Raw genomic sequence first — 13,715 nt, forward strand, 5'->3', positions numbered from 1 at the left:
GGGCTACTCCGGCGCTTCTTGCTGCGTGTCCTCGGGCGGATGGGCGGGATGGGTGGGATGGGCGTCGTCATTTCGCCGGCGCACGGACTTGGCGACGGCATGCGCCGAGGACGGGGAACTCAAGACCATGAAGGCAATCCCCAGGACCGCGAAGGTGATGATTGTTGCGTTCTCGGTCGCGATGGAGGAAGCGAGCACGGCGATCACCCCAGGACCTGTGGCCAGTCCCTGAGCGTGGAGCTGACTGTTGGTGTCGGGCAGGCGCAGGACACCGTAGACGCTGATGGTGAGCAGCAACAGTCCGATCACCAGCAGCACCGCGCCCAGGACGTCGAATACCAGCGAGATCATTCGAATGGTCCTCCCGAACCCAGGTAACGAGCGGCTGCAACCGTGGCCACGAAGGACAGCAACGCGAGCGCCACCGCCGCGTCCAGGTAGTAAGGCTGGTGGTGGTAGTAGCTCAACAAAGCCAGCAACGACACCACCAGTGCGGCCAGCAGATCCAGCGCAAGAACCCGCTGGACCACGTCACGTGCCCGCAGCAGCACCAAGCCCCCAGCTACGAGCAGCAGGGTGTTCCAGATCAGGGCGACGACGAAAAGGACGTGCAGCATGCCGGTCACGGGAACACACTTTGCTGTGCGCGCCGATAGGAGTTGATCTGGGCCCGTCGGACGGCGTCTGGATCGCTCGCGTCCAGGACATGCAGCAACAGTTCGCCTTTCTTGTCGTCGACGTCGACGACAACGCTGTCCGGTGCCAAACCGACCCGGATCGCCCACACCGCAGCCGAGTTCGGACGGTTCGGTTCGATCGGTATCGACACCACGCCGGGCGCCATCGGCCGCAGGCCCAGGCAGCATGCGGCCACCTGCCAGCTGCCGCGGCACATGTCGATCGCTGTGAAGAACAGGAGTGCGGGCAGCCCGGCCAGCCGGCGCAGTGCCGACGTCCCTGGCGGCGGCATGCTGTGCGCATCGCCACGGCCGAAGCGGCCGCCAAGGCCGACGATCAACGATGCCAACACCACACCTACGACGATGTCACCTGGCTTCAGGCTGGTCAGCGCCAATAGGTAGACAGAGGTGAGGGTGGCGACCCGGGCCACGATGCCTTTCATTGCGACCTCCCGGTGAGCACGTCGGCGGCGTCCTGGCTGAGCACCAACAAAGGCTCCGCCCACAGCCCGGTGGCCAGGACCAGCACCGCGAGCGCGCCGGCAAACAGCCGCGGCGCCAGCGGGCTGACTTCGGTGGCGTCGTCCCGCCGGTCGTTGTCGACCCCGTCGCCGGCGCACCAGAATTTGCGCTGATAGATCTGGAACATGTAGATCAGTGACAACACGCTGCCAACCACCAGTACCACCACCAACGCGGGGTTGTGCACTGCGATCGCGGCACGGAACAACTCGAGCTTGCCGACGAATCCAGCTGCGGGCGGCACGCCGGCGACGCTGAACGCACCGATCACGAACGCGGCCGCCACCAACGGCCCACGCAGCCCCACAGCCAGGAACAGCAACCCCTTGTTCAGCGCGTTGATGACGCTGTACACCACCGCTGCGGACAATCCGATCGGCCCGCCGACACTGAGCGCGAACAGCACGTACCCGACCTGTCCGATGGCCGAGTACGCCAGTGTCTCGGCCTCGTCACCGCGCGACACGGCGAGCACGCCGCCGTACAGAATTGAAGCCACCCCCAGCAGGACGAGCGCGGTAGCGGCAAAACGCAGCTCATCGGCGAACATTCCGGCACCGAAGCGCAGCAAGCCGTAGCTACCGATGTTGGCCACCGCGCCGCTCAGGACGGCCGCCACCGCGGGACGAGTGCCGGCATACACCGTCGGCAACCAGAAGTGGAACGGGAACAAGCCGAGTTTCACGCTGAACGCGACGAAGAATCCCACCGCGACCAGCATCGCGGCATTGGCTCCTACGGCGTCGATCCGCTTGGCTACATCGGCCATGGCGAGCGCACCGGTGATCCGGTAGGTACCGGCGACGGATAGCAGGAAGACGAACGAGCCCAGCAGGTTGACCGAGGCGAAGATCAGTGCCGCCCGCAGTTGTCGCGGACGCTGGCCGTAGGTGGTCAGCGCATACGAAGCCGTCATCGCGATCTCGAAGAAGACGTAGAAGTTGAACACGTCGCCGGTGAGAAACAGCCCGTTCAATCCGGCCGCGAGCAGCACCACCAGACCCGGAAAAGTGCGGGTGCGGGCACCGCTAGCGGCTTCGTTCGCCAGGGCCGCGATCAGCACCACCAGTGATACCAGGGCAAACACCCCGCCCAGTGCGTCCGCGCGCAGCACGATGCCTATCCCGGCCGGCCAGCCGCCGGTCACCACCTGCTGAGGTCCGTGGCGCAGTACGTCAGCGGTGAGTACGACGGCCACCACCAGGGTCGCCGTCAAGGCGGCCACACCCAGCCACGCGACACCGCGGCGACGGCCGTCGAGGGCGACCAGCACCGCGCCGGCCGCCCACGGCACCAGCAGCGCGAGCGACAAGGCCATCATGAGGCCATCAGGTCATCTCGTTTCGGTCCAGCTGCTCGTTGCGCTTGAGCTGCTCTTCGTGTTCTGCCTCCTGAGCGGCCAACTCGTTGCGGCGCATGGTGCCGAAGACCACCACGACGCGGTGCACCAGCGCGAGCAGCAAAGCCAGGGTGGCCAGGCCGATGACGAGGGCGGTCAGCACCAGCGCTTGAGGCACCGGGTCGCTGACCGGACCGCCCGATCCCGGACCGATCGGTGCTCGCCCCCGCGTCATGCTGGCGCCGATGAGTGCCACGACGGCACACTGCGAGATCAGCGCGACGCCGACCACGATGCGGATCAGGTCGTGCTGCAGCAGCAGGTAGGCACCCGCGCCGAACAGGACGGCGGCGGTGATCGCGAATGCAAGGTTCACGTCGTTTCCCCGTCGTCGATCTCGTCGTCCGGATCGGCAAGCTGATGCAGCAGGATCGTCAGAACACCCACGACCAGCGAAAAGATCCCGATGTCGAACAGCAATGGAGTGAAGAATTCAAGGGATCCGAAGTGCGTCACCGGCTCTCCGGCCGCTGGCTGATGGGTGAACAACGCTCCGTTCCACAGCAACGGGAAGAAGCCGACGGCCAAGCACAGCAGCAAACCGCCCACTGCCAGCCACGGCGAATACCGCAGAATCGGCAAGGTGCGTTCCGCGGCCCGGGAGCCGAGACCGATGTACCGCAACGCGATCGCGAGCGCGACGACCACGCCCGCCCCGAAGCCGTCGCCGGTATCCCGGTACCCCTTGATGATCAGCGCGGCTGCCACCATCAGGCTCGGACCCAACAGCACTTGTGACACGACCCGCACCACCAGGTCGCGCCGCCTCACCACAGCTTGCCCTTGCGCAGTAACGCGGCCACGCCGACGACGGAGACCAGCAGCACGGTGATCTCGGCGAGGGTGTCCAGGCCGCGGAAGTCGGTGATGATCACCGTCACGGCGTCTAGGCCGTGGGCACTGGGCGTTCGGCGCAGGTATTCCTCGGACACGCTCGGCGCGGCACTCGGGGCCGACAGGAAGCCCCATACCGTGATGAAGGCGGCCAACCCGGCCAGCCCACCCGCCGCCAGGTTGCGTTGCCGGCGCCGCGGCTGACCTGCACCGGGACCACCGGCACGGACTTCGTCTGCTGCCTCAGGTCCGAGACGCGGAAGTCGTGTCAGGGCTCCGATGAAGACGAGGGTGATCATGGTTTCGACCACCACAGCCACCAAGGCGATATCGGGTGCCCCGAAAAGCGCGTACACCGCGGCCAGTCCGAAACCGACCACCGACAGCGCCAAGATCATGCCGACCCGGGCTGAGGCCCTTGCCACCGCCAACGTCGCGATGCTGACCAGGGCGAGCAAAGGCAGGATCAGCCAGTCCACGTCCCCGACGCGGCCGACGGTATAGGCGCCGCGGATCGGTGTGAGGGCGAAGACCACTCCGGTCAGGATGCCGGCCGGAACCAGCACCGCTGCGACACTGCTACGCAGGTCGCGGACCTCCCGATCGTGGATCGCCGCCGAGAGGCGGGACAACGCACGCAGGCTCCTGGTGTAGACCCGCAATGGCCCGAACCGATCGCCCGCCCGGGTCCATGCCCCGGACAGACCGTCCCGCACCCGGGGCAGTGCCAGCAGTACCGCGCCCAGCGTCCACGCACACAGCGCCATCAGGTTCCCGGCGCGCGCGTCGAAGTGGTAGCCGGGCGCCAGGCTCACCGGCGCGGCGCTGGTCACGCTGCCGGCGTCGGCGGCGAGCCGACTGAACAGTTGCGGCACCAGACCGCCGGCCACGCCGATTCCGGCCAGGATCACCACCGGTGCGGTCAGCACGCGCGGCGTTCGGCGGGGCTCGGCGCGCGTCGGTCCCAGGAACAGCAACGCCCAGAACCGTCCGATGTAGGCCAGGGTGAGGGTGGCGGCCAGCACCGCGCATACGGTGAGCCACTGCCCGGCACCGGCCGCCGCTTCGAAGAACAGCTCGTCCTTGAAGAAGCCCACGGTGAGCGGCAATCCGGCGAGGTTGGCCGCGGCGAGCGCGGCGGCCACCGCGAGCAGCGGTCTGCGTCGGCCCAGTCCGCCCAGCCGGGACAACCGGTCTTCCCCGGTTGCCATCGTGGCCGCACCCGCAGTCATGAACAGCGCGCTCTTGGCTACCCCGTGCGCAAGGACGTAGAACGCCGCAGCCCCCGCCGCGGCGCGGCCGCCGATGCCGTAGAGCATCACGACGTAGCCGTACTGGGAGATGGTGGAATAAGCGAGCACCTGTTTGAGCACGTCCTGGGCCAGCGCGCTGATGCCGCCGACGACGACGGATGCCGCGCCGATCAGTAACACGGCGGTCAGTACCGGCCGGCTGTGCGCAAGCAGCGGGTGTACCCGGCCCAGGACCAGCACCCCGGCGGCCACCATGGCAGCCGAGTGCAGGTACGCCGAGACCGGTGTCGGCGCGGCCATGGCCTTTGGCAGCCAGAAGTGCAGCGGCACCTGCGCGCTTTTGGCCAAGGCTGCAACCGCGAGCAATGCCGCGGCGACCGTGGTCGTAGGTCCGGAGTCGACCCGCTCCAGCAACTCGGGCAGCGCAAACGTGTGGTAGCGCGCGTAGAGCAGCACGGCGGCGATGAGCAGAGCGACAGCGCTGGCAACGGTCACCAGCAGTGCCATCAGCGCTGCCCGGCGGGCTTTTGCCTCGTCTTTGTCGAAACCGATCAGGAAATAGGAGCAAATAGCGGTGATGTCGAAGAACACGAACAGCAACACCAGATCCTGCGCCGTCGCGAGCCCCACCATTGACACGGCGAAAAGCACCATCCAGGGCCAGAACCGCCAGCGTTCCCGCGGCGGACGGTGCTGATGAGACAAATGCAGGGACAGATAACTGGTGCCGTAACAGAAGACCAGCGCGCCGACACCGCACGCCAGCATCGAGTACAACGCCGCTAATCCGTCGTAGCTGAAACTCAGGTGTAGGTCCAAGCTGGGCACCCAGGGCAGCGTGATGGTGCCGCCGCCGCGCAGCCAGGCCACCAAAGACACGCCGAATCCGATCAGCGCAAAGGCTGCCGATGCCCAGCCTTGCCAGTCCACCGGCAACGGCCGACCCGACTCACCGTCTGCTCCGGTGTGGGGGGATTTGGCCACAAAGACTCCTCATCGGGGTGCGGTGTCCGCAGCACCAACGTATGTGGTGGTACGGCTGTGCGTTGAGTGGGTCTGGCGTTCGACCCCGTTGGGTTCACTGCCTGGCTTCATCGCAGAGCCCGATTGGTGTCGCACGCGTTGTCCAAGCACCACAACAGGGCAGCGCGGCGTTGTCGCGTCCGCGCAACCACCAGCACCTCCTGGCGGCAGACAATGGAATCAACGGCCACGTAGTCGGCCCGCACCAGGAGGTAACACCAAAATGACTGCAGTTGAACACGTTCCAATCGCTCGCCCGAAGTACGACGACTTACAGCACGAACTGAGGGCACTGCGCGCCCGGCCCAGCGTCGAGGTCGCCGACGACCTGATGGACACCGGTGAAGACCTGCAGGGTTACCGGGCGCGGCGCGCACGCATCCGCCACCTCGAGGGGCTGGCGGCCCGCAGAAAGCGGCCGGCTTCCTGTGCTGTCGCCGAAGCAGGGAAGGTTGTCACCGTCCGCTACGACAACAGCGGCCGTACCGATACGTTCATGCTCGGTGGCTACGGCGCCTGCGACGCCGACAAGAAGATCTACCCGCTCCGGTCGCCGATCGGCCGGGCCATTGTCGGGGCACGTGCGGGAGAACGACGGCAGGTGCTGACGCCTGACAGCGCGCCCTTGCCGGTGACCGTGATCGATGTCCGCCCCGGTCCGCGAGACAGCATCGGCCGCCGTTAAGCGCGCAGGTAATTCAGCTGCACCTGCACCGACCACTCGGCGGCGTCCCACAGCTTCTCGTCGACATCGGTATAGACGTGTTCGACGATCTGGCGGGCGTCCGCGTCCTCACCGAGTGCGTGCAGTGCTGCACGCACCTGCTCCAGACGTTCCTGCCGGTGCACCAGATACTCCTGTGTGATGCTTGCCAAGTCACGCAGATCGGGTCCGTGGCCGGGCAGCACCATCCGCTGCCCCAGCCCACGCAGCCGCTGCAGCGATTCCAGATAGTCGGTGAGATTTCCGTCTTCCTTGTCCATCACGGTGGTGCCGCAGCCCAGGATCGTGTCCGCGGTCAACACTGCGTCCTCGAGCAGGAAGGACATCGAGTCGGCGGTATGACCGGGAGTGGCCATGACCTTGATTTTCAGGCCGGCGGCGTCGATTTCTTCACCGTCGACCAAGTGGCCGCCGAATCCGCGCAGAAACCCGCTGCCGGCTGAGCGGACCGTGGCTCCGGTCATTTCAACGAGCTTGTCGATGCCATCGGTGTGGTCCGGGTGGCGGTGACTGATCAGAACCAGCGTGATGCGGCCCAGTGCGGCAACGCGGGCGATGTGCTCGTCGTCGTCGGGCCCCGGGTCCACGATCACCAACTCGTCGCTGCCCGGCCCGCGGAGCACCCAGGTGTTGGTGCCTTCCAGTGTCATCAGTCCGGGGTTGTTGGCCAGCAGGACCGAAGCAGTGTCGGTAACCGCCCGCAGTTGACCGTAGGCGGGATGGGTCGGTGTCTCGGCTGCCTCAGCCACCGCCGCTATCCGACCTCGACGATCAACTCGACTTCCACCGGGGCGTCCAGCGGGAGCTCGGCGACCCCCACGGCGGAACGCGCATGCGCACCGCGATCGCCGAACACTTCGGCAAGCAAATTGGAGGCGCCGTTGATGATGCCCGGCTGCCCGTGAAACCCAGCAGCCGAGGCGACGAACCCGACGACCTTCACCACCTGGGTTACCGAATCCAGCCCGACAAGTGAATCCACGGCGGCCAAGGCATTGAGCGCGCAGACGCGCGCCAGTGCCTTGCCCTGCTCGGGAGTGACTTCGTCCCCAACCTTGCCGGTGTGCGCCAAGTTGCCTGCCTCGAACGGCAACTGCCCTGCGGTGAAGACCAGATTCCCGGTTCGTACCGCGGGAACGTAGGCCGCCAGCGGCGCCACCACCTCCGGAAGGGCAATGCCGAGCTGCTGAAGGCGGGCTTTAGCGCTCATCCTCGACCCTTTACTTGGGGCGTTTCAAGTACGCGACGTGTTGCTCGCCGGTCGGGCCGGGCAACACCGAAACCAGCTCCCAGCCATCGGCTCCCCATTGGTCGAGGATCTGCTTGGTTGCGTGGGTGAGCAGCGGAACCGTCGCGTACTCCCATGTGGTGGGTTGGGTCATGCCGCGAGCTTATCGGCCGGACCGCTAGGGCTAGCATGCGATGGTGGCAAACACTTCAAGCGGCGGGAGTGCCGTCGGGTGGCCGTCGCGTCTGTCGAAGGCCCGTCTGCACTTCGTAACCGGCAAGGGCGGCACCGGAAAGTCGACCATTGCCGCGGCACTGGCGCTGACTCTAGCCGCCGGTGGGCGCAAGGTCCTGCTCGTCGAAGTCGAAGGGCGCCAAGGGATTGCGCAACTCTTCGACGTCCCGCCACTGCCTTACCAGGAAGTCAAGATCGCGACCGCCGAACGGGGCGGCCAGGTCAATGCCCTGGCGATCGACATCGAGGCCGCGTTCCTGGAATACCTCGACATGTTCTACAACCTGGGCATTGCCGGCCGGGCAATGCGCCGCATCGGCGCCATCGAGTTCGCCACGACCATCGCCCCCGGTCTGCGTGACGTGCTGCTCACCGGCAAGATCAAGGAGACCGTGATCCGCGTCGACAAGAACCGGTTGCCGCTGTATGACGCGATCGTGGTCGACGCTCCCCCGACCGGCCGCATTGCCCGCTTCCTGGACGTCACCAAGGCGGTGTCGGATCTGGCTAAGGGCGGCCCCGTGCATTCGCAAGCCGAGGGAGTGGTCAAGCTCCTGCACTCCGATCAGACCGCCATCCACCTGGTCACGCTGCTGGAAGCGTTGCCGGTGCAGGAAACCATGGAAGCCATCGAGGAACTTGCCGAGATGGAACTTCCGATCGGCAGCGTGATCGTCAACCGCAATATCCCGGCGCATCTGCCGCCCGGCGACCTGGCCAAGGCCGCCGAGGGCGTCATCGACGCGGACTCGGTGCGGTCCGGGTTGGCGCTGGCCGGACTCGATTTGGACGAGGCGGACTTCGCCGGACTGCTCACCGAGACCGTCGAGCACGCGACGCGGATCACCGCCCGTTCCGAGACGGCCCAACAACTCGACGCGCTGCAGGTGCCGCGGCTGGAATTACCGACCATTTCCGACGGCGTCGATTTGGGCAGCCTTTACGAACTCTCGGAAGTACTTGCACAGCAGGGGGTTCGATGACTGCACCGCATCCGCACAAGCCGACGCCACTGGACATGGCCGCCCTGCTGGCCGACACCACCAATCGGGTGGTGGTGTGCTGCGGGGCCGGCGGGGTCGGAAAGACCACGACGGCGGCGGCGATCGCGTTGCGGGCCGCCGAATACGGTCGCACCGTCGTCGTTTTGACGATCGACCCGGCCAAGCGGCTCGCACAAGCGTTGGGCGTCAACGACCTTGGCAACACACCTCAGCGCGTGCCATTGGCGCCGGAAGTGCCTGGCGAGCTGCACGCGATGATGCTGGACATGCGCCGCACATTCGACGAGATGGTGGTCCAGTACTCGGGAACGGCTCGGGCACAGTCGATTCTGGATAACCAGTTCTATCAAACCGTCGCCACCTCTCTCGCCGGCACGCAGGAATACATGGCCATGGAGAAACTGGGACAGCTGCTGGCACAAGACCGCTGGGACTTGGTGGTGGTCGATACCCCACCCTCGCGCAACGCGCTGGATTTCCTGGATGCCCCTAAACGGCTGGGCAGTTTCATGGACAGCCGCCTGTGGCGGTTGCTGCTGGCACCCGGTCGCGGCATTGGCCGGTTGGTCACCGGCGCGATGGGTCTGGCCATGAAGGCGATGTCGACGATTCTCGGTTCCCAGATGCTGGGCGACGCGGCAGCCTTCGTGCAGTCGCTGGATGCCACGTTCGGTGGGTTCCGCGAGAAGGCCGACCGGACCTATGCGTTGCTGAAGCGACGCGGCACTCAGTTCGTCGTTGTCTCGGCCGCCGAACCCGATGCGTTGCGAGAGGCGTCGTTCTTCGTCGACCGACTGTCCCAGGAAGGGATGCCGCTAGCGGGGCTGGTGTTGAACCGCACCCATCCGATGTTGTGCTCGTTACCCGTCGAGCGGGCCATCGATGCGATCGAAACGCTCCAGACCGAAGCCTCCGACTCGGACGCGGCAGCGTTGGCGGCGGGCGTCCTGCGCATTCATGCCGATCGCGCACAGACAGCCAAGCGGGAGATCCGGCTGTTGTCCCGGTTCACCGGGGCCAACCCGCACGTGCCCATCGTCGGGGTCCCGTCGCTGCCGTTCGACGTCTCGGACCTGGAGGCCTTGCGCGCTCTGGCCGACCAGATCACCTCAACCTGAAGCCCTGACCTGCGGTTATAGCGTCGTCATGAGGTGTAGTTCAACGTCGATTCGAGACCGTCGACTGGGGCACGGCACTGCGTTCCGCACAAAATCGTCCCTGACCAGCGGGAATGACTCGGAAAAGTAGTGCGACAAGCTAAGCTGTAACACAAATGTCATGATGGAACGCCGGAACTGACCGGCGACTCCCGCCCAGCGCTCCGGTGCTACCTCACAGTTGTATTCGTCCGGTCCGGCGCCGAACGTTACATCCGAAGCAGGGGCCGTAACGCACCGGCCAACACGCCGCCAACCAGCGATGATTCGCGTTATTTGACGCCGATCTAACGGCGATTTGAAATGGACAGCTGTCCGAAACCGGAAAAACCCCTCTGACCTGCGGGTATTAAAGTGCGTCAGTAGTACGCCCAGCTAAGTTGTAACAATAACGCAATGAGGAGTGCGACTTATACCGGCCGCTCATGTCTAGCTGGGTCTAGCTGCGGCCTAGCTGGGGCCTAGCTGCGGGAAGCGGTCAGATGACGTTGCGGCGCTTGCGCTTGTCCAGGTAGTCCGACCAGGAGACCACCTCAGGGTGCTGCTTGAGCAGTGCCCGGCGTTGACGCTCGGTCATACCGCCCCACACGCCGAACTCCACTTTGTTGTCCAGCGCGTCCGCGGCGCATTCCTGCATGACTGGGCAGTGCCGGCAGATGACGGCGGCCTTGCGCTGCGCGGCTCCGCGGACAAATAGCTCGTCGGGATCGGTTGTCCGGCACAACGCCTGCGACACCCAGGTGATGCGCTCCTCTGCTTCGACGCTGCGGAGCAGGTTACCCGTGGACGTGAGGTTGGTCCTCCGTGCGCCCGGACGTGTTCCTGACACGAGCTGTTCCCTTCCTCCCGGCCGCTCGTCGCGACCGCCCAACCCGGTTCCAGCCGATGAAGCGATTTGAGCCACATTGCGAGCATCGGTGTTACCTGAATCTCACTGCAGATATAAGTTAGGTGGTCGGGTGCCAATTGCGCAACAGTCCGATAACGCTTTTTCTGGGACGATCGTCCCGTCTGGCACCGGACGGCCGGGGGAAACAAGCTCAGCCTGTCTCATTTTGGGGCTCTGACCAGTGACGTCGCCGTCACTTTAGCCCCGATTAGGGGTGGCGGAACAGTACGACACCTGCTAAAGAATTTTTTCCGGGCCGCGCGGCGGGGCACCGTCACAAGGGGTCGCTACTGTAGTACGCATGTCCGAGCGTCCCCCGGTCGCAATCACGCTACTCAAGTTGGCCGGCTTCTGCGTGCTCGCCAGCGTGGTGGCCACTGCGCTGATGTTCCCCTTCGCCGGTGGTATCGGATTGATGTCCAACCGAGCCTCGGAAGTGGTCGCGAACGGCTCGGCACAGCTGCTCGAGGGGCAGGTTCCCGCGGTGTCGACCATGGTCGACGCAAAGGGCAACACCATCGCGTGGCTCTACTCTCAGCGCCGATTCGAGGTTCCCACCGACAAGATCGCCAACACTATGAAGTTGGCGATCGTTTCCATCGAAGACAAGCGGTTCGCCGATCACAACGGGGTGGACTGGAAAGGCACGCTGACCGGTCTGGCGGGCTATGCGTCCGGTGACGTCGACACCCGCGGCGGTTCCACCATTGAGCAGCAGTACGTCAAGAACTACCAGCTGCTGGTCACCGCGCAGACCGACGCGGAGAAGCGGGCGGCCGTCGAGACCACCCCGGCGCGCAAGCTGCGTGAGATCCGGATGGCGCTGACCCTGGACAAAACATTCACCAAACCGGAGATCCTGACCCGTTACCTGAACCTGGTGTCCTTCGGTAACAACTCGTTCGGCGTCCAGGACGCCGCGCAGACCTATTTCGGCGTCAACGCGATCGACCTGAACTGGCAGCAGGCGGCCCTGCTGGCCGGCATGGTCCAGTCGACCAGCGCGCTCAACCCCTACACCAACCCCGAGGGCGCGCTGGCCCGGCGGAACCTGGTGTTGGACACGATGATCGAGAACATCCCCGCCGAGGCTGACGCACTGCGGGCGGCCAAAGCCCAGCCGTTGGGCATCCTGCCGCAGCCCAACGAGTTGCCACGTGGCTGCATCGCAGCCGGTGACCGGGCGTTCTTCTGCGACTACGTCCAGGAGTATCTGTCGCGGGCGGGCATCAGCAAGGAGCAGGTGGCCAGAGGCGGTTACCTCATTCGCACCACGCTGGATCCCGATGTCCAGATCCCGGTGAAGGCGGCCATCGACAAGTTCGCTCCCCCGACGCTGTCCGGCATTTCCAGCGTGATGAGCGTGATCCTGCCCGGCAAGACATCCCACAAAGTGGTGGCTATGGCCAGTAACCGCAAGTACGGGCTCGACACCGAGGCCGGCGAGACCATGCGCCCGCAACCGTTCTCGTTGGTCGGCGACGGCGCCGGGTCGATCTTCAAGCTCTTCACCACCGCTGCCGCCATGGATATGGGCATGGGCATCAACGCCAACCTCGACGTGCCGCCCCGCTTCCAAGCCAAAGGCTTGGGCAGTGGTGGCGCCAAAGGCTGCCCCAAAGACACCTGGTGCGTGGTCAACGCGGGCAACTACCGCGGGTCGATGAATGTGACCGATGCGCTGGCCACTTCACCCAACACGGCATTCGCCAAGCTGATCTCGCAAATCGGGGTGTCCCGTGCGGTCGACATGGCCATTAAATTGGGCCTGCGGTCTTATGCCAACCCGGGCACCGCCCGCGACTACAACCCCGACAGCAACGAAAGCCTGGCGGACTTCGTGAAACGGCAGAACATCGGCTCGTTCACGCTGGGCCCCATCGAAGTCAATGCGCTGGAGTTGTCGAATGTGGCGGCGACCCTGTCCTCCGGCGGCATGTGGTGCCCGCCCAACCCGATCGACAAGCTGATCGACCGCAACGGCAACGAGGTCTCGGTCACCACCGAGACGTGTGAGCAGGTGGTCCCCGAAGGGCTGGCCAACACCCTGGCCAACGCCATGAGCAAGGACGCGGTAGGGAGTGGCACGGCAGCCGGTTCGGCCGGTGCGGCCGGATGGAATCTGCCCGTGTCGGGTAAAACCGGTACCACCGAAGCACACCGATCCTCGGGTTTCGTGGGTTTCACCAACCGCTACGCCGCAGCGAACTACATCTACGACGACTCCCCCTCGCCGACGGACCTCTGTTCGGCCCCGTTGCGCCACTGCGGCAGCGGCGACCTGTACGGCGGTAACGAGCCCGCCCGCACCTGGTTCACCGCACTGCAACCGATCGCGAACAACTTCGGCGACGTGCACCTGCCGCCCACCGATCCGCGGTACATGGACGGCTCTCCCGCCGGCCGGGTACCCAGCGTGGCCGGTCTGGATGTCGACCAGGCCCGGCAGCGGCTGAGAGACGCCGGTTTTCAGGTCGCCGACCAGCCCAATTCGGTCAACAGCTCGGCCAAGTACGGCCAGGTCGTCGGCACAACCCCCAGCGGCCAGACAATTCCTGGTTCAATCGTGACGATCCAGATCAGTAACGGCATCGCGCCGCCACCTCCGCCGCCCCCAGAGGCCAGCCTTCCGCCGGACGTCGTGGGATCCCAGGTCGTCGAGATACCCGGCCTGCCGCCGATCACGATTCCGCTGCTGGCGCCGCCGCCACCGCCGGCGGGAGCACCGCCGCCACCCTAAGCGCTGATCGCGTCAGAGACGCGCATCA

Annotated in this window: 15 protein-coding genes; 4 read left to right on the plus strand and 11 right to left on the minus strand. The window is 65.6% G+C overall.

Annotated elements, in window-relative coordinates:
• Window positions 1–3: 3 nt before the first annotated feature.
• The 7 genes from A5636_RS22660 to mbhE are packed head-to-tail and all read right to left on the minus strand — an operon-like array spanning window position 4 to window position 5,672.
• Complete coding sequence (locus tag A5636_RS22660) at window positions 4–351, minus strand: cation:proton antiporter (RefSeq protein WP_065160872.1); 348 nt, start codon at window positions 349–351, stop codon at window positions 4–6.
• Window positions 348–617, minus strand: a complete 270-nt coding sequence (locus tag A5636_RS22665; RefSeq protein WP_065160916.1) for a monovalent cation/H+ antiporter complex subunit F — start codon at window positions 615–617, stop codon at window positions 348–350. Before A5636_RS22665 ends, A5636_RS22660 begins: the two co-directional genes overlap by 4 nt.
• A gap of 5 nt (window positions 618–622) precedes the next feature.
• The gene (locus tag A5636_RS22670) at window positions 623–1,123 is read right to left on the minus strand and encodes a Na+/H+ antiporter subunit E (RefSeq protein WP_065160873.1); all 501 of its coding nucleotides are present in this window, start codon (window positions 1,121–1,123) and stop codon (window positions 623–625) included.
• Window positions 1,120–2,523 (minus strand): complex I subunit 5 family protein, encoded by a 1,404-nt coding sequence (locus tag A5636_RS22675; protein WP_065160874.1) that lies wholly within the window; start codon window positions 2,521–2,523, stop codon window positions 1,120–1,122. The genes A5636_RS22670 and A5636_RS22675 overlap by 4 nt, the downstream gene beginning before the upstream one ends.
• Before the next feature lie 7 nt (window positions 2,524–2,530).
• Entirely contained in the window at window positions 2,531–2,917 is a 387-nt protein-coding gene (locus A5636_RS22680) for a sodium:proton antiporter (RefSeq protein ID WP_065160875.1), read from the minus strand.
• Window positions 2,914–3,372, minus strand: coding sequence for an MnhB domain-containing protein (locus A5636_RS22685; protein WP_155763954.1), 459 nt, complete (start codon window positions 3,370–3,372; stop codon window positions 2,914–2,916). Before A5636_RS22685 ends, A5636_RS22680 begins: the two co-directional genes overlap by 4 nt.
• On the minus strand, window positions 3,369–5,672 hold the full coding sequence (gene mbhE, locus A5636_RS22690) for a hydrogen gas-evolving membrane-bound hydrogenase subunit E (RefSeq protein WP_065160877.1): 2,304 nt from the start codon (window positions 5,670–5,672) through the stop codon (window positions 3,369–3,371). Before mbhE ends, A5636_RS22685 begins: the two co-directional genes overlap by 4 nt.
• A 262-nt stretch (window positions 5,673–5,934) precedes the next feature.
• On the opposite strand from mbhE, the gene A5636_RS26680 reads away from it, so the two are divergent.
• Window positions 5,935–6,396 (plus strand): GreA/GreB family elongation factor, encoded by a 462-nt coding sequence (locus tag A5636_RS26680; protein WP_065160878.1) that lies wholly within the window; start codon window positions 5,935–5,937, stop codon window positions 6,394–6,396.
• On the opposite strand, the gene A5636_RS22700 is transcribed toward A5636_RS26680, so the two are convergent.
• Genes A5636_RS22700 through A5636_RS26310 form a run of 3 tightly spaced genes read right to left on the minus strand, consistent with a single transcriptional unit; the run spans window position 6,393 to window position 7,817 of the window.
• Window positions 6,393–7,184, minus strand: a complete 792-nt coding sequence (locus A5636_RS22700; RefSeq protein ID WP_065160879.1) for an MBL fold metallo-hydrolase — start codon at window positions 7,182–7,184, stop codon at window positions 6,393–6,395. The genes A5636_RS26680 and A5636_RS22700 overlap by 4 nt on opposite strands.
• Window positions 7,185–7,189: 5 nt before the next feature.
• Complete coding sequence (locus A5636_RS22705; RefSeq protein ID WP_065160880.1) at window positions 7,190–7,645, minus strand: RidA family protein; 456 nt, start codon at window positions 7,643–7,645, stop codon at window positions 7,190–7,192.
• Window positions 7,646–7,655: 10 nt separating this feature from the next.
• A complete protein-coding gene (locus A5636_RS26310) occupies window positions 7,656–7,817 on the minus strand; it encodes a DUF4177 domain-containing protein (RefSeq protein ID WP_099051178.1) in 162 nt (53 codons plus the stop codon).
• A gap of 40 nt (window positions 7,818–7,857) precedes the next feature.
• Here A5636_RS26310 and A5636_RS22710 point away from each other — a divergent pair, with 40 nt between their 5' ends.
• Entirely contained in the window at window positions 7,858–8,880 is a 1,023-nt protein-coding gene (locus A5636_RS22710) for an ArsA family ATPase (RefSeq protein WP_065160881.1), read from the plus strand.
• Window positions 8,877–10,019, plus strand: a complete 1,143-nt coding sequence (locus A5636_RS22715; protein WP_065160882.1) for an ArsA family ATPase — start codon at window positions 8,877–8,879, stop codon at window positions 10,017–10,019. Before A5636_RS22710 ends, A5636_RS22715 begins: the two co-directional genes overlap by 4 nt.
• 517 nt (window positions 10,020–10,536) lie before the next feature.
• Here the strand turns inward: A5636_RS22715 and A5636_RS22720 are convergent.
• The gene (locus A5636_RS22720) at window positions 10,537–10,887 is read right to left on the minus strand and encodes a WhiB family transcriptional regulator (protein ID WP_065160917.1); all 351 of its coding nucleotides are present in this window, start codon (window positions 10,885–10,887) and stop codon (window positions 10,537–10,539) included.
• Between the two features lie 361 nt (window positions 10,888–11,248).
• Between A5636_RS22720 and ponA2 the strand changes: the two genes are divergently transcribed.
• Entirely contained in the window at window positions 11,249–13,687 is a 2,439-nt protein-coding gene (gene ponA2 / locus A5636_RS22725) for a transglycosylase/D,D-transpeptidase PonA2 (protein WP_065160883.1), read from the plus strand.
• Window positions 13,688–13,715: the final 28 nt, after the last annotated feature.

It is taken from the genome of Mycobacterium asiaticum (assembly GCF_001673315.1).
GTDB lineage: Bacteria > Actinomycetota > Actinomycetes > Mycobacteriales > Mycobacteriaceae > Mycobacterium > Mycobacterium asiaticum_B.